The 26,670-nt window shown below is 68.7% G+C and carries 22 protein-coding genes; 9 read left to right on the top strand and 13 right to left on the bottom strand.

Annotated elements, in window-relative coordinates; all coding sequences use genetic code 11:
* Positions 1–114 precede the first annotated feature (114 nt).
* The 7 genes from JR064_RS06300 to JR064_RS06330 all read left to right on the top strand — a co-directional run bounded on the left by JR064_RS06300 (position 115) and on the right by JR064_RS06330 (position 11,412).
* Positions 115–2,118, top strand: a complete 2,004-nt coding sequence (locus tag JR064_RS06300) for a M1 family metallopeptidase (RefSeq protein ID WP_206229157.1) — start codon at positions 115–117, stop codon at positions 2,116–2,118.
* 267 nt (positions 2,119–2,385) lie between these two features.
* A complete protein-coding gene (locus JR064_RS06305) occupies positions 2,386–3,150 on the top strand; it encodes a hypothetical protein (protein WP_206229158.1) in 765 nt (254 codons plus the stop codon).
* Between the two features lie 461 nt (positions 3,151–3,611).
* On the top strand, positions 3,612–4,676 hold the full coding sequence (locus JR064_RS06310; RefSeq protein WP_206229159.1) for a pectate lyase family protein: 1,065 nt from the start codon (positions 3,612–3,614) through the stop codon (positions 4,674–4,676).
* A 518-nt stretch (positions 4,677–5,194) separates the two neighbouring features.
* The gene (locus JR064_RS06315) at positions 5,195–7,432 is read left to right on the top strand and encodes a methyl-accepting chemotaxis protein (RefSeq protein ID WP_206229160.1); all 2,238 of its coding nucleotides are present in this window, start codon (positions 5,195–5,197) and stop codon (positions 7,430–7,432) included.
* 529 nt (positions 7,433–7,961) lie between these two features.
* The gene (locus JR064_RS06320; protein WP_206229161.1) at positions 7,962–8,138 is read left to right on the top strand and encodes a hypothetical protein; all 177 of its coding nucleotides are present in this window, start codon (positions 7,962–7,964) and stop codon (positions 8,136–8,138) included.
* Between the two features lie 233 nt (positions 8,139–8,371).
* Positions 8,372–10,618 (top strand): methyl-accepting chemotaxis protein, encoded by a 2,247-nt coding sequence (locus tag JR064_RS06325; RefSeq protein WP_206229162.1) that lies wholly within the window; start codon positions 8,372–8,374, stop codon positions 10,616–10,618.
* A 200-nt stretch (positions 10,619–10,818) separates the two neighbouring features.
* Positions 10,819–11,412 (top strand): hypothetical protein, encoded by a 594-nt coding sequence (locus tag JR064_RS06330; protein ID WP_191825756.1) that lies wholly within the window; start codon positions 10,819–10,821, stop codon positions 11,410–11,412.
* Between the two features lie 220 nt (positions 11,413–11,632).
* Here the strand turns inward: JR064_RS06330 and JR064_RS06335 are convergent, their stop codons facing one another.
* Positions 11,633–12,115, bottom strand: coding sequence for a hypothetical protein (locus JR064_RS06335; protein WP_179566255.1), 483 nt, complete (start codon positions 12,113–12,115; stop codon positions 11,633–11,635).
* A 677-nt stretch (positions 12,116–12,792) separates the two neighbouring features.
* Here JR064_RS06335 and JR064_RS06340 point away from each other — a divergent pair.
* Together JR064_RS06340 and JR064_RS23210 are read left to right on the top strand one after the other, a co-directional pair.
* Positions 12,793–14,187, top strand: coding sequence for an amino acid permease (locus JR064_RS06340; protein ID WP_206229163.1), 1,395 nt, complete (start codon positions 12,793–12,795; stop codon positions 14,185–14,187).
* 158 nt (positions 14,188–14,345) lie between these two features.
* Entirely contained in the window at positions 14,346–14,480 is a 135-nt protein-coding gene (locus JR064_RS23210) for a hypothetical protein (protein ID WP_277420374.1), read from the top strand.
* Positions 14,481–14,620: 140 nt separating this feature from the next.
* On the opposite strand, the gene JR064_RS06345 is transcribed toward JR064_RS23210, so the two are convergent.
* The 12 genes from JR064_RS06345 to JR064_RS06400 form a co-directional block, all read right to left on the bottom strand.
* Positions 14,621–15,883, bottom strand: coding sequence for an arsenic transporter (locus tag JR064_RS06345; protein WP_425510277.1), 1,263 nt, complete (start codon positions 15,881–15,883; stop codon positions 14,621–14,623).
* Between the two features lie 440 nt (positions 15,884–16,323).
* On the bottom strand, positions 16,324–16,773 hold the full coding sequence (locus tag JR064_RS06350) for a hypothetical protein (RefSeq protein WP_206229165.1): 450 nt from the start codon (positions 16,771–16,773) through the stop codon (positions 16,324–16,326).
* Between the two features lie 320 nt (positions 16,774–17,093).
* Positions 17,094–17,927, bottom strand: a complete 834-nt coding sequence (locus tag JR064_RS06355; protein ID WP_191825751.1) for a carboxylesterase family protein — start codon at positions 17,925–17,927, stop codon at positions 17,094–17,096.
* A 225-nt stretch (positions 17,928–18,152) separates the two neighbouring features.
* Positions 18,153–19,511, bottom strand: a complete 1,359-nt coding sequence (mgtE, locus tag JR064_RS06360) for a magnesium transporter (RefSeq protein ID WP_179566246.1) — start codon at positions 19,509–19,511, stop codon at positions 18,153–18,155.
* A gap of 446 nt (positions 19,512–19,957) precedes the next feature.
* Positions 19,958–21,664 (bottom strand): phosphoenolpyruvate--protein phosphotransferase, encoded by a 1,707-nt coding sequence (ptsP, locus tag JR064_RS06365; protein WP_179566244.1) that lies wholly within the window; start codon positions 21,662–21,664, stop codon positions 19,958–19,960.
* Between the two features lie 58 nt (positions 21,665–21,722).
* Complete coding sequence (locus tag JR064_RS06370; RefSeq protein WP_009591660.1) at positions 21,723–21,992, bottom strand: HPr family phosphocarrier protein; 270 nt, start codon at positions 21,990–21,992, stop codon at positions 21,723–21,725.
* Entirely contained in the window at positions 21,985–22,377 is a 393-nt protein-coding gene (locus JR064_RS06375) for a PTS sugar transporter subunit IIA (RefSeq protein ID WP_179566242.1), read from the bottom strand. Before JR064_RS06375 ends, JR064_RS06370 begins: the two co-directional genes overlap by 8 nt.
* A gap of 145 nt (positions 22,378–22,522) precedes the next feature.
* Entirely contained in the window at positions 22,523–23,401 is an 879-nt protein-coding gene (gene rapZ / locus JR064_RS06380; RefSeq protein WP_179566240.1) for an RNase adapter RapZ, read from the bottom strand.
* On the bottom strand, positions 23,398–24,348 hold the full coding sequence (gene hprK / locus JR064_RS06385) for an HPr(Ser) kinase/phosphatase (RefSeq protein ID WP_179567931.1): 951 nt from the start codon (positions 24,346–24,348) through the stop codon (positions 23,398–23,400). Before hprK ends, rapZ begins: the two co-directional genes overlap by 4 nt.
* A 2-nt stretch (positions 24,349–24,350) precedes the next feature.
* A complete protein-coding gene (locus tag JR064_RS06390) occupies positions 24,351–24,806 on the bottom strand; it encodes a PTS sugar transporter subunit IIA (RefSeq protein WP_179566238.1) in 456 nt (151 codons plus the stop codon).
* 22 nt (positions 24,807–24,828) lie between these two features.
* On the bottom strand, positions 24,829–25,146 hold the full coding sequence (gene hpf, locus JR064_RS06395) for a ribosome hibernation-promoting factor, HPF/YfiA family (protein WP_003478125.1): 318 nt from the start codon (positions 25,144–25,146) through the stop codon (positions 24,829–24,831).
* A gap of 58 nt (positions 25,147–25,204) precedes the next feature.
* Positions 25,205–26,653, bottom strand: coding sequence for an RNA polymerase factor sigma-54 (locus tag JR064_RS06400; protein WP_206229166.1), 1,449 nt, complete (start codon positions 26,651–26,653; stop codon positions 25,205–25,207).
* Positions 26,654–26,670: the final 17 nt, after the last annotated feature.

Raw genomic sequence — 26,670 nt, forward strand, 5'->3', positions numbered from 1 at the left:
GCCTTGTCAATAAAGCCTGTCGCGACTGAAGTCGCTCCCACAGGCTGACTGGCACATCCGCGCCACGCCGTTTCGGCCTACCATCGGGGGCGATCCTCCCCACGGACGCCCCACATGATCCATGTCCTGCGCCGCGCCGGTTTCGCCGCGGCTTGCGCTTCCTTCGTCGCCTTCGCCCAGGCCAGCGCCGCCGCGCCGGCCGCCGCCGCCCCCGCCGGCGGCTACGACCCGCTGGCCCTGTTCGCGCCGCTGCAATTGCCGCAACCGGCCACGGCCTATCGCAGCGGCGGCGGCGTGCCCGGGCCGCTGTACTGGCAGAACCGCGCCGATTACGACCTGCACGCCAGTATCGATCCGGCCACGCGCACGCTCAGCGGCCAGGAAACCATCACCTACAGCAACCGCAGCCCGGACACGCTGGACGTGCTGTGGCTGCAGCTGGACCAGAACATCTACCGCGCCGACGCGCGCGCCCGCGGCGTGCGCCCGGCGCGGGCGGAACGGCCGCCGGCCCCGGCCAGCGACGGCTATCGCATCGCCAAGGTGGAAGTGGAGCAGGGCGGCAAGCGCGTGCCGGCCAACTTCCTGGTCGACGACACGCGCATGCGCGTGGACCTGCCGCAGCCGCTGGCCGGCGCCGGCAAGGCGCTGAAACTGCATATCGACTACGCCTACACGGTGCCCGGCACCTGGGGCGGGCGCACCGCGGTCACCCCGGCCGGCGACGGCGACATCTACGAGATCGCGCAGTGGTATCCGCGCATGGCGGTGTACGACGACCAGCGCGGCTGGGACACGCAGCCCTACCTGGGCGCGGAGTTCTACCTGGAATACGGCGACTTCGACTACGCGGTGACGGTGCCGTGGAACTACCTGGTCGCCGGGTCCGGCGAGCTGGTGAACCCGGCGCAGGTGCTCACCGCCACGCAGCGCCAGCGCCTGGCCCAGGCCGCGGCCAGCGACCGCACCGTGGTGATCCGCAGCGCCGCCGAAATCGGCGATGCGGCCAGCCGGCCCACCGCCAGCGGCACCCAGACCTGGCGCTTCCACATGGCGCATACCCGCGACGTGGCCTTCGCCGCCTCGCCGGCGTTCGTCTGGGACGCGGCGCGCATCAACCTGCCGGAAGGCAAGCATGCGCTGGCGATGTCGGTGTATCCGCGCGAAGGCGTCGGCGCCGACAAGTGGGACCGCTCCACCGAGTTCGTCAAGGCGTCGATCGAGCACTTCTCGCAGTGGTATCCGTATCCGTGGCCGGTCGCGGTGAACCTCGGCGGCCATGGCGCCGGCATGGAATATCCGGGCATCGTCTTCGACGACATGCACGACGGCGGCAAGGACCTGTTCTGGATCACCGCGCACGAGCTGGGCCACGGCTGGTTCCCGATGATCGTCGGCTCCAACGAACGCCGCTACGCGTTCATGGACGAAGGCTTCAACACCTTCATCGACGTCTACGCCTCCGATGCGGTCAACCACGGCGAATTCGCACCCAAGCGCGACAGCGAGTACGCGCCGAAGGGCGGCAACCCGGTCGACGAGATCCTGCCGCTGCTGGCCGATGCGCAGGCGCCCAACCTGCTCGACCGCGCCGACGCCACCAGCGAGACCTACCGGCATCCGCTGACCTATTTCAAAGGCGCGCTGGGCCTGGTGCTGTTGCGCGAACAGATCCTCGGCCCAGAGCGCTTCGACCCGGCGTTCCGCAAGTACATCGCCACCTGGGCGTACAAGCATCCGACTCCCTCGGATTTCTTCCGGCTGATGGAAAGCGAGTCCGGCGAGGACCTGGCGTGGTGGTGGCGCGGCTGGTATCTCAACAACTGGCAGCTGGACATGGGCGTGCGCGCGGCCAGCTATGTCGAGCACGACCCGGCGAAGGGCCTGCTGGTGACCTTGCAGAGCAGGCAGAAGCTGGTGATGCCGGCGACGCTGCGCATCGACTTCGCCGACGGCAGCCATCTCGACCAGCGCGTGCCGGTGGAGACCTGGATCCAGCAGACCCAGCCGCAGATCCGCGTGCCGAGCACGCAGAAGGTGCTGCACGTGACCCTGGATCCGGACCACCGCCTGCCCGACGCCGATCGGGGCGACAACGCGATCGACGCGGTAGGCTGAGTCCGCGGGCACCACGGCGCCTGGCGGTTGCGCGCCGCTTGCGCCGTGCCGCCGGCGCGGCGATCGTGCCGCGCCGCACGCGTCCGCGTGCGTTCGCACGCAGGGAGAAGGATCTTGCGAACCCGTGCCGCCGCCGTAGCGATCGCCGCATGCAGTGCCGTAACGCCGGGCAGGGCGTCGCGCGTTGCGCGGGCCATGCGCATTCGCCTGCTCCACGCGACGACGGCGCCGCCACGCGCGCGCCTGTTGCCGCGATGGCGCGGCGGCGTGTCGCGTCTGGCCGCGCTGCTGTGCCTGCTGGCGGCCGCGCCGCTCGCCAGCGCCTGGCATCCGCAATATCCGCCTTGGGCCGGCACGCCGCCGAGCGCGGCCTGCAAGCTGCAGGCGCTGGAGCCGGCCGATGGCGGCGAGATGCGCTGGGATGGGATCACGACCTATCGCCATGCCGGCATCCGCCTGCAGCTCGACGTCACCGGTATGCCGACGCTGCAGCTGTTCGATGCGCACGATCGCGCCCTGGTCGCGCCGGTCGCCTTGAGCGGCTCGCCGATGGGGTTCCATGGCGTGGAAACGGTGGATCTCAACCACGACCGACGGCCGGATTTCATCGTCACCCTCGGCAGCGGCGGGGTCGGCCTGGCCGGCGGCAACGCGTGGCGCCGGGTGCTGCTGTCCGATGCCAACGGCTACCGGTCGATCGACGTGGAGACCCACGAGCCCAGCGCCGATGATTACCGGGCGCTGCCGCACCGCGCCGGCTGCGGACTGCTGCAGCTGGTGCCGGTCTGGGCCGATGCGTCGCTGACCCGCGACCGCAAGCCGCATCTGTTCTGGGTCTATCGCCTGTTGCGTTTCGACCACGGGCGCGCCGCATACGCCGACGCGCGTCTGCCCGGCTTGCCCAAGTGGATCCTCTACACCGCGCGACCGCACAACAGTCGGACCACCGCGCTGCTCGGATCCGCGCAGAAGCGCGTGGCGTGGGCAGCGCGCGAGCATGGCAGGATCACGCCGGCACCGACTGGCCCATAGCGTTCCCGATCGTCCGGGCGGCCGTTGGCGGCAGCGCTCGGCCGACATCGCCTGCGCCGGTCCATGCTGCACGCGCAACATCGGCCGCATGTGGGGCGGATGCGCCAATGGCGCGCGAATGTCTCCGCGGCGAAGCGAGCGCGCTCGTCGGGTGGCGCCGAGCGTCGCGCCGATGACGCTGCGTCGCGGTTCTTCGTCGTAGTCGGCACGCCCGCAACGTCGCGCGCGAGCGCGTTGCAGGCACCTGTCTTCGCCTGTCGTTGTCTGTCTCCATCTGTCCGTTCGTGTCTGTTTCGCATGTCTTGCGGCGCGATCGTAGGTGCGGATCTAGCTTCCCGTTTCGGCCGATTGCGCCGGCGCCGAGCCGGGCGAAGACTGCGCCCGGCCCCCACGCCCCGTGCCATCGCCCATCGCATCCGCGAGGGCGCCAGGCATCTATCGCTGCAAGATGGGAGAGTCTGATGAACATCCAGCCGCTCAAGGGCGCGCTCGCGCTTGCCCTGGTTTTCTGCGTATCGCCGGCTGTCGCCGGCCCGGTCGGCTACGGCGCCGCCACCACCGGCGGCGGCAACACGACCCCGATCAACGTCGCCACGATGCAGGCGATGCAGGCCGCCATCGACAACTACTCCGGCAGCGGCGGCCTGGTGCTGAACTACACCGGCCAGTTCAACTTCGCCAGCATCGGCAACGTCTGCGCGCAGTGGCAGTTGCCGGCCAATACCGTGCAGATCAAGAACAAGAGCAACATCACCATCAAGGGCGCCAACGGCTCGTCGGCGAATTTCGGCCTGTGGGTGGTGGGCAATGCGCACAACATCATCATCCGCAACATGACCATCGGCCTGCTGCCCGGCGGCGAGGACGCCGACTCGATCTCGCTGGAAGGCAACTCCAGCGGCGAGCCGTCCAATATCTGGGTCGACCACAACACCTTGTTCGCCTCGCTGACCAAGTGCTCCGGCGCCGGCGACGCGTCCTTCGACGGCGGCATCGACATGAAGAAGGGCGTCCACCACGTCACCGTGTCGTACAACTACGTGCACGACTACCAGAAGGTCGCGCTCAACGGCTACAGCGACAACGACACCAAGAACGCGGCCGCACGCACCACCTATCATCACAACCGCTTCGAGAACGTGGAGTCGCGGCTGCCGCTGCAGCGCCGCGGGCTGAGCCACATCTACAACAACTACTTCAACAACGTGCTCACCTCCGGCATCAACGTGCGCATGGGCGGGATCGCGCTGGTCGAGGCCAACTACTTCGAGAACGCGAAGAATCCGGTGACCTCGCGCGACAGCAGCGAAATCGGCTACTGGGACCTGATCAACAACTACGTCGGCGGCGGCATCACCTGGAGCGTGCCGGACAGCACCAGCAAGCCCTACGCCAACGCCACCACCTGGATTTCGTCGAAGACGTTCCCGCAGCCGCTCGGCTACGTCTATACCGCGATTCCGGCGGCGCAGGTCAAGGCCAAGGTCATCGCCACGGCCGGCGCGGGCACCAACCTGGCGGAGTAGGCCGCCCGACGGCCGTGCGGCCGCCCGGCGCTGTCCGGAGCGGCCGCATGCGGTCCATCCGCGTGCGCACCGCGCATGCGATGCTAGCTGCGTGTGCGCGGATCCGCGCCGCATCGGCCGCTCGGTTTAGGCCAGGTTCGGAACGGCGTGCGGGTCGCAACGACTCGCCGCTGGGTATCACGATCCCGTCGCCGTCGCGCCTTGTAGGTGCATTTTTCACGTGGAATTCATCGATCCGGGCGTGTCGCAGTCACTTCGCCGGTCGATCTCCACACGCCTTTCACGTATGTGAGGGCATTCAATAAAATGTGCGAAATTGCGCATCAAGAATTCGCGGCGATCGCCGTTACATCGCCCAAGCGCCGATACTTGCGTTGCGTAAAAATGTCTCGAAATTGAAACATTCGGCTCGGCGCTCGCGTTGTGTCAGGGCTCCGCGGCCCCTCGATTTCGTGCCCATTTCCGCACTCGACCAGTGGAGGCGCCTTTCTATTCCATTTCCCCCACTAGGTACCTCCATGATCGGATTTCTTCAGCGCTACAACGTCGGTACGCGCCTTTCCTCTGCCTTCGGCCTGCTCATCCTGCTCTCCTGCGGGCTCGTCGTTGCCGGGCTGATCACGCTGGCGCAGTCGCGCAACCAGATGGAAAACATCGTCAAGCGCAACACGATCCTGGCGTATACCGGCGAAATGCGCGAGGCCAGCGCGATCATCGCCATCAACCTGCGCAATATCGTCCTGCCGACCACGCACGGGCAGAACCTCCATTTCGCGAAGATCATCGAGCAGGAGCGCGCGCGTTACAGCGAAGCGCACGACAAGCTCTACGCGATACCGGTCACCGACAGCACTGGCGCGGAGATGCGCAGGCAGATCGATCTCGGCTACCAGAACTCGCGCGTGGCCAACCAGTCGGTGTTGGATCTGGGGATGGAAGACAAGGACGAGCAGGCCCTGCTCGTGCTGACGGAGCAGGCCGGTCCCGCGACGGACAAGTGGCAGGAGGCGATCACCACATATTCGGAGCGGCAGCGCCAGCGTGGCGCGAGCGCCTACGCCGCCGCCAACGCGGCGATGGACCGCGGCCGCGGCATGCTGATCGCCGGCGGCGTCATCGTGATCCTGATCAGCTGTGTGCTGGCCTGGCTGATCACCCGCAGCCTGACCGTGCCGCTGAGCCGCGCCACCCGCGCTGCCGAAGCGATCGCACGTGGCGACCTGGACAACGATGTGCAGACCCAGGCCACCGACGAAACCGGGCGCCTGCTTGGCGCGATGCACGGCATGCAACACCAGCTGCGCAGCCTGATCGGCGCGCAACTGGAGATGGCCAAGCGCCACGATGCCGGCGAAATCAGCCATCGCATCGATGCGCAGGCGTTCCCCGGCGACTACGGGCGCATGGCCGCGGAAACCAATGCCGTGGTCGGCTCGCATGTCGCGGTGCAGCTGAAGCTGGCGCAGATCATGGGCCGCTATGCGGTCGGCGACCTCGATCAGGACATGGACCGCCTGCCCGGCGAGAAGGCGACGTTCACCCGGACCATGGACGAAGTGAAGGCCAACCTGTCGGCGATGAACGGCCAGATCAAGCAGCTGGCGCAATCCGCCGCCGACGGCGACTTCAGCGCGCGCGGCGATGCCGAGCGCTTCCAGTTCGACTTCCGGGTCATGGTCGAAAGCCTCAACCAGCTGATGACCACCGCCGATGGCAACCTGCAATCCTTGTCGGCGTTGCTGCAATCCATCGCCGCCGGCGACCTGACCGCGCGCATGCACGGCGAGTTCCGCGGCGTGTTCGCGCAGATGCGCGACGACGCCAATGCCACCGCCGAGCAGTTGTCGGAGATCGTCGGCCGGATCAAGCATTCGGCGGTGTCGATCAACGCCGCCGCCACCGAGATCGCCGCCGGCAACGACGACCTGTCGCGGCGCACCGAGCAGCAGGCGGCCAGCCTGGAAGAGACCGCTGCCTCGATGGAGGAACTGACCTCCACCGTGAAGCAGAACGCCGAGCATGCACGCCAGGCCAATCAGCTCGCAGTGGGCGCTGGCGCGGTCGCGTCGCAGGGCGGCGAGGTGGTCGGCCAGGTGGTGACCACGATGAGCGGCATCGAGGCCTCCTCGAAGAGGATCGCCGACATCATCAGCGTCATCGACGGCATCGCCTTCCAGACCAACATCCTTGCCTTGAATGCCGCGGTGGAGGCGGCGCGCGCCGGTGAGCAAGGCCGCGGCTTCGCCGTGGTCGCCAGCGAAGTGCGCACCCTCGCCCAGCGTTCGACGGGGGCGGCCAAGGAGATCAAGGACCTGATCGACGACTCGGTGAGCCGGGTCGCCGAAGGCTCGGCGCTGGTCGGCCAGGCCGGCAAGACCATGCACGAGATCGTGTCCTCGGTGCAGCGCGTGACCGACATCATGAGCGAGATCTCCGCGGCCTCGCAGGAGCAGTACGCCGGCATCGAGCAGGTCAACCAGACCGTGACCCAGATGGACGAGAGCACGCAGCAGAATGCGGCGCTGGTGGAAGAGGCCAGCGCCGCGGCGCGCTCGATGGAGCAGCAGGCGACCGAACTGACCCAGGCGGTGGCCTTGTTCAAGCTGGAAGAGAACGCCGCGCCGGTGCGCCAGCCGACCCTGGCGAAGGCGCCGAAGCCGAGGAACTACGCCCGCCCGGCGCCGGCGCCAGCCACTGCGCGTCGCCTGCAGTCCGTCGCCGCGGTGGCCACCGACAAGGACTGGCAGGAGTTCTGATCGGCGTATGCGCTGCTCGCCGCCCTCCAGCCGGGGGGCGGCGTGCTGTCCAGCACACGCATCGCATGTCGTGCTGGAAGTGCGGGCCAGTTGCCGCGGTATCCGGCAGCGGACGCCGCGCCGCCGCCCGCAATGCTATCTCGATCGACCGACGCGCCTCACGCCGTCGGGCTTGCTGTGTTTTCGCGGCGGCGTGATGTTGAGCCGCCTGCCGGTCCACCCCGGCATTCCGCATCGACGGGGAAGAAACCACGTCCCATGTTCGACGCCACCGCCGCGGCGCTGCCCGCGCTGTTCCGTCACCTGGATCTCGTCCAAGCCGCTCCTGCAGCCGCTGGGCTATAGGTACACCGCGTCACGGCGGCGCAGACCAAGGCCAAGGTCATCGCCACGGCCGCTGTGAGCACCAATCCGGACTAGCGGCTTGCGCTTCTCGCGTCACGCCATGCGTCCGCGCGATTCGTTCGCGGGCACGTGGCGCTGCGTCTTGCGCGCATGCTGCAGAACGCGAACTTGCGGTGCAAGACGCGTGAAGAGCGCGGCCGCCGATGCGGCGATCGACCTGGCCGAGCCGCGCTATGGCCGCCAGCCAAGGATGCGCGACGTCATGACGCCGTCGCTGCCGGCCTTGCGCGTTTTTCACGTTGATTTCACCGTTTTCCCGCTTTCCGGATCCGTCCGCAACTTCGGATTCACATCACGATGATGTCCGTGACGGCATTCAAAAAAATCTGTGTCAATGCGCATCAAGAATCCAATGCGGTCGCCGTTACTTCGCCCAAGCATCGGCGCTGGCTTCGCGCGCAGTGGGCAAGAATTTTCAAGATTCGGCCTGCAGTCCACGCTGCGTCGCAGCTTCGCGATGTGTTCCATTTCGTGCCCGGTTCCGCATCTTCGAACTCGTAGCGCGTTTCCATTCCATCCCCTGGCAGGTACCCCATGATCGGATTTCTTCAACGCTACAACGTCGGTACGCGCCTCTCCGCGGCCTTCGGCGTACTCATCCTGCTTTCCTGCGCGCTCGTCGTCGCCGGGTTGATGACCCTGGCGCAAGCGCGTGAACGCATGGACAGTATCGTCAACCGCAACATGACCATCCTCGAGTACACCAGCGCGATGCGCGAGGCCAGTTCGATCATCGCGGTCAACCTGCGCAATATCGTCCTGCCGACGACGCAGGAAGAAAACATCCAGTTCGCCAAGCGCGTCGAGCAGCAGCAGCAGAACTACAGCGAGACCCACGACAAGCTCTATGCGATTCCGGTGACCGATGCCACCGGCGCGGAGATGCGCAGGCAGATCGATCTCGGTTACGAGCGCTCGCGCGCCGCCAACCAGCAAGTGCTGGATCTGGGCATGAACGACAAGCCCGACGAGGCGCTGCAGGTACTGATGAAGCAGGCCGCGCCGGCCACCCAGCAGTGGCAGGACGCGATCAACGCGTATTCGGAACGGCAGCGCGTGCGTGGTGCGAGCGCCTATGCCGCCGCTAGCTCGGCGATGGATCGTGGCCGCGCCATGCTGATCAGCGGCGGCGTGGTGGTGGTCGTGGTCAGCGCGCTGCTGGCCTGGCTGATCACCCGCAGCCTCACCGTACCGCTGAGCCGCGCCACCCGCGCCGCCGAAGCGATCGCACGTGGCGACCTGGACAACGACGTGCAGACCCAGGCTACCGACGAAACCGGGCGCCTGCTCGGCGCGATGCATGGCATGCAGCATCAGTTGCGCAGCCTGATCGCCGCACAGCTGGACATGGCCAAGCGCCACGATGCCGGTCAGATCAGCTTCCGCATGGACGCCGCCGCGTTCCCCGGCGACTACGGACGCATGGCCGCGGAAACCAACGCCGTGGTCGGCTCGCATATCGAGATCAAGATGAAGTTGATGCAGATCATGGGCCGCTACGCGATCGGCGACCTCAGCCAGGACATGGACCGCCTGCCTGGCGAGAAGGCCGTGCTGACCCAGACCATGGACGAGGTGAAGGCCAACCTGTCGGCGATGAACGGCCAGATCAGGCAGCTGGCGCAGTCCGCCGCCGACGGCGACTTCAGCGCCCGCGGCGATGCGGACAGTTTCCAGTTCGACTTCCGCATCATGGTCGAGAGCCTCAACCAGCTGATGACGACCGCCGACGGCAATCTGCAGTCCTTGTCGGCCCTGCTGCAATCCATCGCCGCCGGCGACCTGACCGCGCGCATGCACGGCGAGTTCCGCGGCGTGTTCGCGCAGATGCGCGACGATGCCAACGCCACGGCCGAGCAGCTGTCCGAGATCGTCAGCCGGATCAAGCACTCGGCGGTGTCGATCAACGCCGCGGCCAGCGAGATCGCGACCGGCAACGACGACCTGTCGCGGCGTACCGAACAGCAGGCCGCCAGCCTGGAGGAAACCGCCGCCTCGATGGAGGAACTGACCTCCACGGTCAAGCAAAACGCCGAACACGCGCGCCAGGCCAACCAGCTCGCGGTCGGCGCCGCGACGGTGGCGTCGGAAGGTGGCGAGGTGGTCGGCCAGGTGGTGACCACGATGAGCGGCATCGAAGCTTCCTCGAAGAGGATCGCCGACATCATCAGCGTCATCGACGGCATCGCCTTCCAGACCAACATTCTCGCGCTCAATGCGGCGGTGGAAGCGGCGCGCGCCGGCGAACAGGGCCGTGGCTTCGCCGTGGTCGCCTCGGAAGTGCGCACGCTGGCGCAGCGTTCGGCCAGCGCGGCCAAGGAGATCAAGGAGCTGATCGACGACTCGGTGAGCCGGGTCGCCGAAGGTTCGGCGCTGGTCGGCCAGGCCGGCAAGACCATGCACGAGATCGTGTCCTCGGTGCAGCGCGTCACCGACATCATGAGCGAGATCTCCGCCGCCTCGCAGGAGCAGTACGCCGGCATCGAGCAGGTCAATCAGACCGTGACCCAGATGGACGAAAGCACGCAGCAGAATGCGGCGCTGGTGGAAGAGGCCAGCGCCGCGGCGCGGTCGATGGAGCAGCAGGCCACCGAACTGGCGCAGGCCGTGGCCTTGTTCAAGCTGGAAGACAACGCCGCGCCGATGCGCCAGCCGACTCCGGCGATAGCGCCGAAGCCGAGGAGCTACGCGCGTCCGGTGCCGTCGCCGGCGCCGACCGCCGCGCGTCGCCTGCAGGCGGTCGCCGCGGTGACCAACGACAAGGATTGGCAGGAGTTCTGATCGGCACTGCGGTGTTGGCCGCCCTCCGAGCGGAGGGCGGCTTGCCGTCGCGGCACGCAAGCATCGCGTGTCGCACAGGTTTCACGGGCCGATTGTCCCAGGCAAACGCCGTGTCAGGCAGCGGCGCAGCGCCACGATTTTGGCTATATTTGCCGCATGGGCGCAGGCAGGGGGCGGGCGTCGCAGATCAAGGAAAGATCGTGGAAATCCAGCAACGCCGCTTTTCGAACCGTATCGGCTACGTTTTCGGCGACGACGAAGTGCACTATTCGGTGCAGGACAGTTCCGGCAGCCGCAGCTTCTCGGTGGCTTACGGCGATATCGGCCGCGACCGCCAGGCGCTGACCGAACGCAACCAGTGGCTGCGCAATGCCGGCCTGCTGTGGGGCGTGTTGGGGCTGGTGCTGACCGTGATGTCCTCGCTGAAATACCACGCGTTCGCGCCCTCGTTCTGGCTGTGGGTCGGCATGATCTGCTATTGCGCCTATCACCTCGTGGTGACCCACTACCTGATCATTCCGACCGAAAAAGGCAATCTGCTGGTGATCAAGAATGCCGACGGCGAGCGCATCGTTGCGCAGATCGAGCAGCGCCGCGCCAGCTACCTGCGGCGCGAGTACGACGTCATGCTCGCCGAAGAGCATCCCGAGCAGCGCCGCAACCGCTTCAAATGGCTGCATCGCGAGGGTGTGCTGAGCAGCGAGGAACTGGAGCAACGCCTGCAGCAGGTGGATGCCCGCGATCCGGCACTGCTGGTGGTGCAACAGGTCTTGTCGGGCAACCAACTGCCCTGAGCCGGCGGCGCGTCGCCGACGCGGGTGCCCGTGCCGCGCGCGGATGCATGAGGTGATGCAGCGTCCGCTGTCCCGGTAATGCCGGCGTGTCTGATTCGTCCAGAGCTGCACGCGGTTATGGATCGCGATCCTGCTTGGTCGAATGTGGACTTGCGCATGCAACAAAAAACGCCGCGGCCGTCGCCGGCCGCGGCGCTGTGATGCAGGCAGGTGAGGCCTGTTACTGCGGCGCGCTCGGCGCCTTGGTGCGCGGGAGCACGTACGAGGTGATGTACTCGCCGTTGGAGCCGTAGACCACGACGATCATCTGGTTGGCGTCCTGGTAGACCACGGTGGCGCTGCACGGGCAGCTCGCGGCGGCGGTGACCATGCCGAGCGGGCGGTCCTTCTCGTCGTTGACGACGATCAGCTGCTCTTCGGCGGCCAGGCCGATCGGCAGGCGCGATTGGGCACCCGGGGTGATCCCGAGTACCGTGATCACCTCGTCCTTCGACGAGTTGATCTGGGCAAAGGTCAGCCCGGATTTCTCGAACGTGTAGACCTTGAACAGCGGCGACAGGCTGACGTTCTTCTTGCCGGCCGGGACGCGTTCGCCCAGGCCTTGGATCGTGTCGTTGGCGTCCAGCTTCTGCCCGGTGGCGTGGGTCTGCGCCGCGGTGAATGCGACCGCCAGAACGGCCAGGGTCAACAGGGGTTTGATCATGGTGTCTCTCCTTGTCTTGATGCAGCGGACCGTTGCGCTCGGGCCGGGCGGCAGCCGTGGTCCTTTCCGGCCGAGCCGCTCGGTGCAGGCCATCTCCCGGCCTGCCATCACGCGTGCGGACGGAGCCGTACCGGACGATCGGCGTAGCGCCTTTGGGCGGCGCTACGCCGGTCGTCGGGCAACGCTTCCGATTCGACGCTTTGTTCAGTATTTCTGACGTTAGTATCGCTGTCAATATCTAAAATCAACGACATACGTCGCGCGCGCCGAAATTTCATGGTTTCGTATCTCCGAACTCGGGGTGTCGCCTATCGGCCGTGCAGGTCGTGCCCGGTCCGCACGCGCGCGGGCAGGTTGAGACGGGCAGGGAACGCGAAGGGCGGAGCGACGGGCAGGGCAACGTGCAGGGCAGGGCGACGGGCATGCGTCCGGTGGCGGCACCGCCGCTGCTCTCGGCTGCGCGCGAACGCGCAGCGCAGTGGATGGGGCGGTCGCCGCTCGACAGCGCGGACGCGGCGCCGCACGCTCGGCGCCACCGAGCGCAGGCGCGCCCGTCCAGCGCCGGTCGTGGGTCGGAAGATCCGGCGACCCGCTCAGGATCGGCTGCTGCGCGGCGGCGAGCACGGCACCATCGCGACGCGGTATCGTGTCGGGATTCCTGCCAATCGACGAACCCGATGCCGCATCCGTCCATGCCTCCCGGTCCCGCCGCCCCGTCCGCCGCGCCTGCGTTGCGCCATGCGCTGAAGCCGCGGCAACTGATCATGATGGGGCTGGGCAGCGCGATCGGCGCCGGCCTGTTCCTGGGTTCGGGCGTGGGCGTGCACGCGGCCGGGCCGGCGGTGCTGATTTCCTACCTGGTCGCCGGCGCGCTGGTGATCATCGTGATGAACGCGCTGGGCGAGATGGCCGCGGCCAAGCCGGCCAGCGGCGCATTCTCGGTGTATGCCGCCGATGCGATGGGCGCCACCGCGGGCGCGACGGTGGGGTGGTTGTGGTGGCTGCAGCTGGTGATCGTGATCGCCGCCGAGGCGGTGGGTGCGGCCGGGCTGCTGGCCACGGTCTGGCCGGCGTTGCCGGTGCCGCTGGTCGCGGTGGTGTTCATGGCCGCCTTCACCGCGATCAACCTGCTCGGCGTGCGCAATTTCGGCGAGTTCGAATTCTGGTTCGCGATCCTCAAGGTCGTGGCGATCGTCGCCTTCATCCTGGTCGGCGTGGCGCTGCTGGCCGGCTGGCTGCCGAACGTGGCCTCGCCGGGCTGGTCCAACGTCACCGGCAACGGCGGTTTCGCGCCGAAGGGCGCCGCCGGCATCGGCGCGGCGCTGCTGGTGGTGGTGTTCGCCTTCGGCGGCACCGAGATCGTGGCGGTGGCGGCGGCCGAGACCGCCGACCCGGAGCGCAGCATCGCGCGCGCGATCCGCACCGTGGCCTGGCGCATCCTGGTGTTCTACATCGGCTCGCTGAGCGTGATCATCGCGGTGGTGCCGTGGCAGAGCGAGGCGCTGAGTTCGCCGTTCGCCGCGGTGCTGCAGGCGGCCAAGATTCCCGGCGCGGCCACCGGCATCACCCTGATCGCGGTGATCGCGCTGCTGTCGGCGCTCAACGCCAATCTGTACGGCGCCTCGCGGATGATCTTCTCGCTGGCGCAGCGCGGCGAGGCGCCGCGCGTGCTGGCCTTCACCAACCGCCAGCAGGTGCCGCTGCTGGCGGTGCTGGCGAGCGTGCTGTTCGGCTTCGTCGCCGCGGTGCTGGAATTGCTGTATCCGAATCGGGTGCTGCCGACGCTGCTGAACATCGTCGGCGCGACCTGCCTGCTGGTGTGGACGATCTCGCTGCTGTCGCAGCTGATCCTGCGCGCGCGCGCCGATCGCGCCGGGACGCGCCTGCCGTTCCGCATGCGCGGCTATCCGGTGCTGACCCTGCTGGCGCTGGCGATCCTGGCGGTGATCTTCGGCCTGCTGGTGGCCTCGCCCGACACCCGCGCGCAGTTCCTGTCGATGGCCGCGCTGACCGCCGCGATCGCGTTGATCAGCGGCGTGGCGCGGCGGCTGCGCGCCGGGCGGGCAGGGTAGGGCGCCGCACTACCTTGTAGGAGCGGCTTCAGCCGCGACCGGAAGGTGGGTAACGCGATCAGGCCCGCACAGCACGGGGTTCTTGCGAGAACGCAAAGCCCTCTGGCTCACGCTCGTCGCGGCTGAAGCCGCTCCTACACAAAAGCGGTAACGGCCTGGTGGCCTCGCCCGACACCCGTGCGCAATTCCTGTCGATGGCCGCGCTGACCGCCGCGATCGCATTGATCAGCGGCGTGGCGCGGCGGCGGCGCGCGCAGCGGGCAGGGCAGGGCAGGGCGCCCAGCTTCCTGTAGGAGCGGCTTCAGCCGCGACCTGATGCCGGGTACTGCGATGAAGGCTGAAGAGCACGTGGCGTTTTTTGCGAGGAATGCAGAGCGCCCGGTGCTCACGTTCGTCGCGGCTGAAGCCGCTCCTACACAAGAGCGGCGACGGCTCAGCCCAGCAACAGGCGCGCGCCCAGCGCACACAGCAGGGCCGGCGGCATCACCAGCGCGCCGACTTTCAGGAAGCGCCAGAAGCCCACGTCCTCGCCTTCGCGGCGGATCGCGGTCAGCCACAGGATGGTGGCCAGCGAGCCGGTGATCGACAGGTTTGGCCCCAGGTCCACGCCGATCAGCAGCGCGTCGACGACCAGTTGCGGCGGATGCGCCTGGGCGATGGTGGTGCTGGCGATCAATCCGGCCGGCAGGTTGTTCATCAGGTTGGAGGCGAACGCCAGCAGCGTGCCGGACGCGCCGGCGGTGGCCAGCGGCGACTGCGCCGCGGAGGCGGACAGCGTCTGCGCGAGCCAGGCGATGACCCCGGTGCGCGACAACGCCTCGACCAGCACGAACAGCCCGGCCACCAGCGGCAGCACCGCCCACGACACCGCCTTGGCCAGCGGCAGAGGCGATTGCCGGCCGCCCAGGCACACCGCCGCCAGCGTGGCCACGCCGGCCAGGCAGGTGGGCAGGCCCAGCTCCAGGCCCAGCGCCGACACGCCGACCAGCAGCGCCGCGGTGGCGAGGATGCCGGCCAGCGCGAAGGCGCCGCCGCGGCTCAGCGGCACCGTGTCCACGCGTTCGGCGCAGCGTCCGCGCAGGTCCTTGCGCTCGGCCCAGTACAGCATGCCGAAGGTGACCCCGATCGCCAGCAGCGACGGCAGCGCGAACGCGGCCATCCACGCGCCCAGGGTCGGCATGGTGCCGCCGTACAGCACCAGGTTGGCGGGATTGGAGATCGGCAGCACGAAGCTGGCGGCGTTGGCGATCAGCGCGCAGGCGAACAGCAGCGGCAGCGGCTTGGCCCCGGCCTTGCGTGCGGCCGCGTATACCGCCGGGGTCAGCACCACCGCGGTGGCGTCGTTGGACAGGAACGCGGTGACCACGATGCCGACCCCGAACACCAGCGCGAACAGGCGCCGCGGCGAGCCCTTGGCCAGGTTCACCGCATGCATTGCCACCCAGTCGAACAGGCCCTCGGCGCGCGCGGTTTCCGACAGCAGCATCATCCCGATCAGGAACAGGTAGACGTCGTAGCCCTTCAGCACCGCATGCCAGGCTTCGACGCCGGGCATCAGGCCGAGGACCATCAACAGCACCGCGCCGCCCACCGCCCACAGCGCCTCGGGCAGCTTGAACGGCCGCGTGATCACGCCCGCCGTGGCCAGCGCGCAGATGCTCCAGGTGGCGAGGTTCGCCGAGTGTCCGCTGAGCATGGTCATGCCGCCGTCGCGGCGGGTGCGGCCGGGCAGGGCGCATGCACGCGGCAGTCGGCGAGGGTGGTGGCGCGGTCTGCGGCGGATGCGGAGGGAAGAACGGACATGGCGGCAATCGGCGCGCGTATCGGCGAGGAAGAACGGGCCGGCAAGGATAGCAAGCCGGTCGCCTGCGGCCTGGCGTTCAACCCGCTTCGCGGAGCGGGCGCGCGTCGGCGTTCAGCGGCGAGGCGGTAGCGACACGCGAACTCCGACAAGCAGGGACAAGGGCCATGGCGGCGTCGCCACTATGCGTTGCACGCGTCGACCGCCCACGCACGTTTCTGCCGGCCTCGGAAAAGCAGGCGCCAGCGCTGCGAATGCACTGCGCGCGCGCGGTGCAGGCAGCGATCGATTAGAGCCCGCTTCTGCCGATTCCCCATTCCCCATTCCCGATTCCCCTACCGCACATACCTATCGATCCAGCGCTGCAGGAACTCGCTCAGGCTCAGCCTGGTCGGCGGCGATAGACCGGCGCTGCGTGCGAAACCGGCCGCGGCCTGGGCGAAGTCCTGTTTCGCACGCCGCGTCGCCTGCTGCGCGGCCGCCTGCTGCTGGCGCAACTGCACGATGTGCAGCGACGGCCGCCCAGGCGGCGCGAACTTCTGGTCGCGGCGCAGCGCATCGGCGGACAGGGTGGTGGCGTGCGCGGCGTGCGACAGCGCCTGCCTGGCCTTCAGTACCTGCAGCAGCCATTGTCCGGTCTCGCTGAGCCGCCAGGGCGCGGCGGGATCGGAGGTGGCGATCAGCAACGGCGGGAGCGCGGCATCGGCGAGGCCGGCGGTGCTCGCGTCCAGGCGCTGCAGCCGTTCGAGAAAATCGGCCTGTGCGGAGGCGGTGTCGGTTGCCATGGGCGGCCCGGGAAGAAACGAGCGCGGACTGTACGCGGTTTTGCGCGGGGGTGGATGCTGCGCCGCCGAGGGGCGCGCCGTGCGCATGCAAGCCTAGCGCGCAATATATTTGCACGCGCATTCGCGGCGGGCGAGCGCGCCGCGGCTACGTTCAGGCGCCTTCGTCTGGTAGCCGTTGCCCTGCCTTCGCCTGGCTTGGCGCCGGCCGTGTCGGGCGCATTTCCGGTCCGGGCGCTGCCGCTTGTGGCAAGGGTTCGGTCGCGGCTGAAGCCGCTCCTACAGGGGCAGGGCCGGAAGACGCGCCGGTGCGCACCGCCGGCTCAGCTGCCGCCGGTCGCGGTCTCCGGCGCCGCGTCGGCGGTGTCGCCGCCGCGCTTCTGCGCGAACAGCCATTGCCACATCTTCGGGTCGCGGTAGGTGGCATCCCAGGCGTTGTGGTTGCCTTCCGGATATTCGGTGTAGCGCACGTCGGCATCCAGGTTCTTGAACGCGCGATAGATCTTGCGGTCGTCGTGCGGCAGCACCACGTCGTCCTCGGCGCCATGGAACATCCACACCGGGATCCGTTGCAGGCGTTCGGCCAGCGCGGTGTAGGGGTCGGGCAGTTCCGCCACCGGGGTCACCACCAGGTATTCGCGATCCTCGTGCGGGGACAGGATCGCGCCGCACACCGGCACCAGCGCGGCGAAACGCTGCGGCTGCTGCAGCGCGATTTCCCAGGTGCCGTAGCCGCCCATCGACATGCCGGTCAGGTAGGTGCGCTGCGGATCGCCGTTGAATTCCGCGCTGGCCGCGTCCAGCGCCTGCAGCGCCATGGTCGCGTTGACCCCATTCCACTCCTGCTCGTCCGGCACCTGCGGCATCACCACCAGCGCCGGGAAGTCGCCCAGGTGGCGGCGCAGGTACGGCCCCACGCCGGCATCGGCCTGCTGCCTGCCGTCGCTGCCGCGCTCGCCGGAGCCGTGCAGGAACAGCACCACCGGCACCGGTCCCTGGCGGTGCGGCGGCGCCGGCACGAACACCTGGTAGCGGTACAGGCGACCGTCCACGGTCAGCTGGCGGGACACGAAATGGCCGGTGGCCGGGTCGCTGGGCAGGCTGCTGCAACCGACCATCGACAGGCACAGCAGCATCAGCAACGAACGCATGGACATGGGCGGCCCTCGGCGGTGGAGGTCCCCAGTATCGGCGTCCCGGCGCTTCGGCGACAGAGCGGCGTGCGGCCAGGGCCGGGTCCGGACATGCGCCAGTCAGGCGCCACCCGCGCGGCGTTCAGCCTGTCGCGGCCGCCCGGCACGCGACGGCGAGAAAGCCGACACATGTGCGCGCGCGGGCGATGCGACGGCGTTCGCGGCAATGCGCATGCCGCGCAGGCTCGCCTACAGCAGCACCAGCGTGGCCAGGCCGAGGAAGCTCAGGAAGCCCATCACGTCGGTCAGAGTGGTCAGGATCACGCCGCCGGCCAGCGCCGGATCGAAGCCCAGGCGCTTGAGCGTCAGCGGCACCAGCACGCCGCCGAGCGCGGCGGTGAGCAGGTTGATGGTCAGTGCCGAGCCGATCACCAGCGACAGCAGCGGCTGCTTGAACCAGGCCAGGACGATCAGGCCCAGGCCGATGCCCAGCGCCAGGCCGTTGATCAGCGCCACCGCCAGTTCCTTGCGCAGCAGCACGGTGACGTTGGACGCGCCGATCTGGCCCAGCGCCAGGCCGCGCACCATCAGCGCCAGCACCTGGGTGCCGGCGTTGCCGCCCATGCCCGCGACGATCGGCATCAGCGCGGCCAGCGCCACCAGCTTGGAGATGGTGCCCTCGAACTGGCTGACCACGCTGGAGGCGATGAACGCGGTGCCCAGGTTGATGGTCAGCCACAGCAGGCGGCGCCGGAACGCGCGCCGCACCGGGCTGAACATGTCCTCGTCCTCGTCCAGGCCGGCGGCGCTCATCGCCTGGTGCTCGGCCTGGTCGCGGATGATGTCGACCACGTCGTCGATGGTGATGCGGCCGAGCAGGATGTTGTTGTCGTCCACCACCGGCGCGGAGATCCAGTCGTGGTCGGAGAACTGCCGCGCGACCTCGTCGGCGCCTTCGCCCACGTCGATGGCCGGCTGCTCGTCGTCGATCAGCCGGTTGATCGGGGTGGAATCCTCGTGGGTGACCAGCGCGGCCAGCGACACCCGGCCCAGGTACTGGTGGCGGCGGCTGACCACGAACAGGTGGTCGGTGTGGTCCGGCAGTTCGCCGCGCAGGCGCAGGTAGCGCAGCACCACGTCGACGTTGACGTCGGCGCGCACGGTGACCACGTCCGGGTTCATCAGGCGCCCGGCGCTGTCCTCGGGATAGGACAGCACCTGTTCCAGGCGCTCGCGGTTCTCGCGGTCCATCGACTTGAGCACTTCGTCGATGACCGTGTCGGGCAGATCCTCGACCAGGTTGGCCAGGTCGTCGATGTCGAGGTCTTCGACCGCGGCGATGATCTCGTCCGGGTCCATGTCCGCGAGCAGGCTTTCGCGCACCTCCTCGCCGACGTGCAGCAGCACTTCGCCGTCGTCTTCCGGATCGACCAGGCCCCACACCACCACGCGCTTGCCGGGCGGCAGCGACTCGAGCAGGTTGCCGATCTCGGCCGGCGCCAGCGTATTGACCAGCCGCCGCACCGGGCCCAGGCGCCCGCTGTCCAGCGCATCGGACAGCAAACGCAGCTGCCGCGCGGTCTTGTCGTGGCGGACGGCATCGGCCATGCGCTGCTCCTGAAAGTGGAAGGCCGCGCGCCGAGGGCTCGCGGTCGGTCAGATGTTCATCGCAACATTATCGCCTGCATGTTGCGGGAAGCACAGCGGGCAGGGATTTGGGAGTCGGGAGTGGGGAGTCGCAACGGCGCGGCGCCGTCCGGCGAAATCGCGTCCTGCGGGCTGGCGAAAAAAGTGCCATGCCCGGAAATCGGCGTCCGCTCCCTGTAGGAGGGGCTTCAGCCCCGACGCCTTGCCGTTAGAGCGCCGGGGCTGAAGCTCTTCCTGCGCAGGCGCAGCTGCAGATCCCGAATCTGCTTTCCAGAGGCGGTGGGGCCTGAAAGCGCGGGAGCTGGAGCAGGGGTCATTGCGCTAGCACCGGCGCGGTGGTAGCGCAGGTGGTCACGCACGCTCTTGATTGTTGCGAATCCCCAATCCCGACTCCCCAATCCCGGCTCTCAAGCCAACCAGCGCTCGATGCCCTTGCGGTCGCGCGCCTGCAGCAGCTTGGCGCCGCGCAGGCGCAGCGCCTGCAGGTCGGTGTCGCGGATCACCCGGCGTACTTCCAGCATCGTCGCCGGGTGCAGGCTGAACTCGCGCAGCCCCAGCGCCAGCAGGATCGGGGTCAGCGCCGGATCGCCGGCGATCTCGCCGCACACCGCCACCGGCTTGGCGTGGGCGTGGCCGGTGGCGATGACCTGCGCGATCAGGCGCAGCACCGCCGGGTGCAGCGGCGAATACAGCTCGCCCAGCGCTTCGTTGTTGCGGTCGGCGGCGAGCAGGTATTGCACCAGGTCGTTGGTGCCGATCGACAGGAAGTCGATGGCGTCGATGAAGGTGTCCAGCGCGATCGCCGCGGCCGGGACCTCGATCATCGCGCCGATCTGCACCTGCTCGGCGATGGCGTGGCCCTCGCGGCGCAGTTGCGCGGCGATGCGCTTGAGATGCCGGCGCATCGCCATGATCTCCTCGCGCGCGCTGATCATCGGCACCAGCACGCGCACCGGGCCGTAGCCGGAGGCGCGCAGGATCGCGCGCAGCTGCGTGTCCGAGACCTTCGGCCGGGCCAGCGACAGGCGCACGCCGCGCAGGCCCAGTGCCGGGTTCTGCTCGTTGCTCATGGTCAGGCCGGTGCGGTCGGCCTTGTCCGCGCCCAGGTCCAGGGTGCGTATCGTCACCGGCCGCCCGCTCATGCCGAGCACCGCGTCGCGGTAGGTGCGGAACTGTTCTTCCTCGTCGGGCAGCGCGTCGCGCTGCAGGAACAGGAATTCGGTGCGGTACAGGCCCAGGCCGTCGGCGCCGAGCGCATGCGCGCGGGCCACGTCGTCGCGCGACTCGGCATTGGCCAGCAGCACGATATCGACCCCGTCCAGGGTGCGGCTGGGCTTGGAGCGCAGCTTGCCGAGGCCGCGTTGCAGCTTGGCCTGGTCGCGCACGCGGGTCCGGTAGTCGCGCAGGTCGTCGGGCGTGGGCTCGACGATCACCGCGCCCTGCACGCCGTCGACGATCAGCACGTCGCCGTCGTTGATCTTCTGCAGCGCATCGGCGACGCCGACCACCAGCGGCAGGTGCAGGCTGCGCGCCAGGATCGCGCTGTGCGACAGCGCGCTGCCGGCGCTGGTGACGATGCCGACCACGCCCTGCGCCTGCAATTGCGCCAGTTCCGACGGCGCCACGTTCTCGCACACCAGGATCTCGCCGGCCAGGCCGGCGCTGTCGGGCTGGCGCTTCTGCAGGAACGCGTGGATGCGCCCGATCACATGGTCCAGATCGTCCATGCGGCTTTTCAGGTAGGCGTCCTCCATGGCGTCGAACACGGTCGCCAGGCGGTCGCGCTGCAGGCGCAACGCATAGTCGGCGCTGTAGCGGCCGGTGCGGATCAGTTCGTCCAGGCCGTGCAGCAGTTCCGGGTCGTCGAGCAGCAGCGCGTGCAGGTCGAGGAACTCGCCGACCTCCTTGGCCAGGGCGCCATGCAGGCGCTGGCGCAGGCCGTGCATTTCCTCGCGCGCGGCGTTTACCGCCAGGTGCAGGCGTTCCAGTTCCTCGGGCACCTGCGCTGCGCCGATGCGTTGTTCGGCCACGTCCAGCGCATGCGGCAGGCGCACGCGCGCGCGGCCCAGCGCGTTGCCGCGCGAGGCGCCATGGCCGGCGATGCGCAGGCTCACCGCGCGCACCCGTGTCGGCGCGGCGGCGTGGTCGCGGCCGGCGGCCGGCGCCGCATGCTCAGCTGTCCTCGTCGAAGCGCCGCTCGAACAGGCCGACCACGGCCTCCAGCGCGTCGGCTTCGTCGGCGCCGTCCACCCGCACCGTCACCGGCGTGCCCTGCGCGGCGGCCAGCAGCATCACGCCCATGATGCTCTTGGCGTTGACCTCGCGGCCCTTGGCCGCGAGCGTGGCGTTGCAGCGGAACGAGGACAGCGTCTGCACCAGCTTGGCGGTCGCGCGCGCATGCAGGCCCAGTCGGTTGGATACGATGAGTTCGCGTTCAAGCATCGTCGATCACCACTCCATTGCGCGAGCCAGCGGCCGCGGTCGCGGGCAACTGGTCCAGCCCCTGTTCGGGGTAGTTCATGATCCGCAGCAGCATCGGCAGGCTCAGCGCCGAGACGCGCCGCACCGGCGTGCCGAGGCGGGCGAGTTTCGTCGCCAGGTTGCTCGGGCTGGCGCCGTACAGGTCGGTCACGACCAGCACGCCGTCGCCGTCATCGACCCGCCGCAACGCCGCCGACGCCTGCGGCAGCAGCGCATCCAGATCGGCATCGAGCGGAACTTCGAACGCTTCGGTCTTCAGCGGCAACTGCCGCAACAATCCGGTGGCCACGCTCAACAGCGACGCGCCCACACCGGGATGAGTAATCAGGAGAATGCCACAGGCCATGGGAGAACGTTAACAGGTCGGGCAGGGCGCAGGGAATGGCCGGAAGGCCGGGAGTGGGGATTCGGGATTGGGGATTCGCAAACGCCAGAGCAACGGCCGCAGCCGCTCCCGCTTTTGCCAATCCCGAATCCCCAATCCCGGCCCTTCAGTCCTGCTCGCGATGGAACGTCGCCACTTCCGGCCAGCCCTGCTCGCGCGCGTGGCGGGCCAGGCGTTCGGCCAGGTACACAGAGCGGTGCTTGCCGCCGGTGCAGCCGAAGGCGATGGTGACGTAGCTGCGGGTGTCGTTGCGCAGCCGCGGCAGCCAGGTGTCGAGCAGGTCGACGATCTGCGCGGTGTACCGCTGCACGTCCGGCTGTGCGTCCAGGTAGTCGCGCACGCCGCTGTCGCGGCCGGTCAGCGGCCGCAGTTCCGGATCCCAGTGCGGGTTGGGCAGCACCCGCGCGTCGAACACGAAGTCGGCTTCGGCCGGCACCCCGCGCCTGTAGGCGAAGGATTCGAACAGCAGCGACAGGCTGTTCTCGTTGGTCAACGCGAACTCGGTGGTCACCCGCCGGCGCAGCTGGTGCACGTTGAGCGTGCTGGTGTCGATCACCGCGTCGGCCTCGCGGCGCAGCGGTTCGGTGAGCGCCCGCTCGCGCTCGATCGCCTCGGGCAGCGACAGGCCCAGGTGCGACAGCGGGTGCCGGCGGCGGGTGTCGGCGTAGCGCTTGATCAGCGCCTCGTCGGTGGCGTCGAAGAACAGCAGCCGCGCGTCCAGGCCGAACTGCGCCACCGCCTCGCGCCAGCGCGACAGCTGCGCCAGGTCGCTGTGGCGGCTGCGCACGTCGATGCCCACCGCCAGCTTGCCGGGGCCGACGTCGTCGCGCACCAGGCTCTTGACGAAGGCCGGCAGCAGTTCCACCGGCAGGTTGTCGACGCAGTAGTAGTCCAGGTCCTCGAAGGTCTTCAGCGCCACCGATTTGCCGGAGCCGGACAGGCCGCTGACGATCACCAGGGTGGAGGTGTTCGCCACCGCGTTCATGGCGTGCGCCGTTCGAGCAGGTTGCTGTGGCGGGCGATGAACATCGCCGCCGGGTCGATGCCCTTGGTGCGCAGGATGTGCAGGCGCGTGGCGGCCTCGGTCAGCACCGCCAGGTTGCGTCCGGGCATCACCGGCAGGGTGATCAGCGGCACGTCCAGGTCCAGCACGTGGCGGGTGCCGGAATCGCCGGTCAGGCGCTCGTAGCCATGCGGGGTCGGTTCGGTCATGGGCCGGGTCAGGTGCACGATCAGGCGAAGATACTTGTTCTTCTTTACAGCGGTGTCGCCGAACATGTCGCGCACGTTGAGCACGCCCAGGCCGCGCACTTCCAGCAGGTCCTGCAGCAGTTCCGGGCAGGTGCCGTCGAGCACGTCGGGCGCGATCTGGGTGAACTCGGGGGCGTCGTCGGCGACCAGCCGATGGCCGCGGCTGAGCAGTTCCAGCGCCAGCTCGCTCTTGCCGGAGCCGGCCTCGCCGGTGATCAGCACGCCGATCGAGTAGATCTCCATGAACACCCCGTGCAGGATCACCCGCGGCGCCAGCGTGCGCGCCAGATGATAGGAGAGGTGGTTGAGCAGTTCGTGGCCGCGCTTGGGCGAGCCCCACAGCGGCGTATCGGATTCGTCGGCGGCCGCGCGCAGGTCTTCCGGGCACGACTGGTTCTTGGTGATCACCAGCGCCAGCGGCCGCACCTGCACGATCTTCTCGATGGTCTCCCAGCGCTGGCGCGAATCCAGCGAATCCAGCCAGGCCAGTTCCTCGGTGCCGAGGATCTGCACCTTGTTCGGGTAGATCGTATTGAGGTAGCCGGCCAGCGACGGGCGCCGCGACACCGCGTTGCCGGCTTCCAGCTCGCGGTGTTCGCCCTTCTGTCCGCCCAGCCAGCGCAGGCCGAGCCGGTCGCGTTGCTGGTCGAACAGTTCGCGGGCGGTGATGCTGGTATTCATGCTCATGCGGCGCTGGCCTGGGGGGCGCCGCCGAGCAGGTCGTGCAATGCGGCAGCGTCGGGGGCGCGGCGCAGCGCGGCGCGGAAGCCCTCGTCGGAGAACTGTTCGGCCAGTTCCGACAACAGCATCAGGTGTTGGTGGGTGTAGTGCGCCGGCACGGCCATCGCGAAGATCAGGTCGACCTGCGCGCCGTGGCCGTCGAAGTCGATCGGCTGGTCCAGCCGCAACAACGCGCCACGCGGTGCGTCGAGATGCGGGGCGCGGCCGTGCGGGATGGCGATGCCATGGCCGATGGCGGTGCTGCCGAGCTGTTCGCGCTCGCGCAGGCTGGCGAAGAGTTCGTCGAAGCCGGCTTGCGGACAGGCCAGCAGGCCGGCGGCGGTACGCAGCAGGGTGTCGCGATCGGCGGCCGGCAGCACCTGGGTGCGGACGGCCGCCATCAGATCGGTCAAGGGCATGGCAGGAGCAACGTGTGCAGGATCACACGATATTGTCGCGCACCTCGGCGGCGTGGTGGTCCTGTTTCTTTTCCTTGTGCTTGATGATCAGCCGGTCGAGCTTGTCGGCGAGCAGGTCGATCGCCGCGTACATGGTCTGCGCGCTGGCATCGGCGTGCAGGGTGCGGCCGGGAACGTTGACCGTGGCTTCGACGTGGTGGTCGGGCTTGCGCAGCGCCAGCTGGGCGCGGACCTCGATGGTTTCCTCGTAATGCCGCTTCAGCCGCTGCAGCTTGGTCTCCACGTACTCGCGCAAGGCGGGGGTGACTTCGATCTGCTGGCCGTAGGTCTCGATACGCATCGGATACTCCTTGGTTCGGGATTCACCTTATGAACCATTGCCGCCTGCCGCCGATGCGTCAACCGATGCGGACGCGTTCGTGGGAAGCGGAAATGTTCATGGCCTCACGATACTTCGCAACCGTGCGCCGCGCTACAGGCACGCCGGCGCCTTTCAGCAGGTCGGCCAGCTTGGCGTCAGAAAGCGGCTTGCGCGGGTTCTCGGCCTCGATCAGGCGCCGGATCATCGCCTGAATGGCGGTGCTGGAGGCTTCACCGCCGCTATCGGTGTCGATGCCGGAGGCGAAGAAGGCGCGCAGCGGGATGGTGCCGCGCGGGGTGCGCACGTACTTGCGGGCGATGGCGCGGGAGATGGTGCTCTCGTGCAGGCCCAGTTCGCCGGCGATCTCGCGCAGGGTCAGCGGGCGCAGCGCCTGTTCGCCGAATTCGAGGAAGCCGGCCTGCTGGCGCAGCAGGCAGCGGGTCACCTTGAGCAGGGTCTCGCCACGCGCCTCCAGGCTCTTCAGCAGCCAGCGCGCTTCCTGCAACTGGCCGCGCAGGTAGCCGGCGTCGCTTTCGCCGCACTGGCGGATCAGCTGTTCGTAGCCGCGGTGGATGGTGACCTTGGGCCGCGCGTGCCCGGCCAGCGCCGCGTGCCAGACGCCGCGCTGGCGCCAGATCACGCAGTCGGGCACCACGTAGGTGTCGGCGCTGAGTTCGCCGACCTGCTTGCCCGGGCGCGGGTCCAGCGAGCGCAGCAGCGTGACCGCGGTCTCCACCGCCGAGGCCGGGCGCTTGAGTTCGTGGGCGATGCCGGCGATGCCGCTGCGCGGCAGTTTCTCCAGCGGACCGTTGGCGATGGCGCGCGCCAGTTCCAGTCCGGGCGTGTCCGCGGGCAGCACGTCCAACTGCAGGTTCAGGCATTCGCCCAGCGTGCGCGCGGCGATGCCGACCGGGTCGAAGCGCTGGATCTGGTGCAGCACGGTGAGGATTTCCTCCTCCTCGGCGACGATGTCCGGCTGCAAGGTTTCGGCGATCGTGGCCAGCGGTTCGCGCAGGTAGCCGTCGTCGTCGAGCGCGTCGATCAGCGCCGCGCCGATGCTGCGGTCGCGCGGCGACAGGTGCGACAGGTGCAACTGCCACAACAGGTGATCGATCAGCGTGTCGGGTTCGGCGACGCGCTCGGCGGCGCTGCCCATGTCGTCGTCGTCGTCGAAGGAGCCGCCGCCGCCGCTGCTCCAGGCCGGCTCGGCATCGGACCAGTCGTCGCCGTCGTGTTGCGGCACGTTGTCCAGCGTATCGCCGGCCGGCGGCGCGACCTCGGCCTCGCCTTCGGCGCTGCCGGTGCCGGCCACATCGAGCGTGGGTGCGGCGTCTTCGGCCCATTCCAGCAGCGGATTGCTCTCCACCGCCTCGGCGATCTCCACTTCCAGTTCGGCGCTGGACATCTGCAACAGCTTGATCGCCTGCCGCAACTGCGGCGTCATGACCAGATGCTGTCCCAGCGATGTCTGCAGCCGTGCTTTCATGCCTGTGCCGAACGGGA

The organism is Xanthomonas bonasiae, from assembly GCF_017163705.1.
GTDB lineage: Bacteria > Pseudomonadota > Gammaproteobacteria > Xanthomonadales > Xanthomonadaceae > Xanthomonas_A > Xanthomonas_A bonasiae.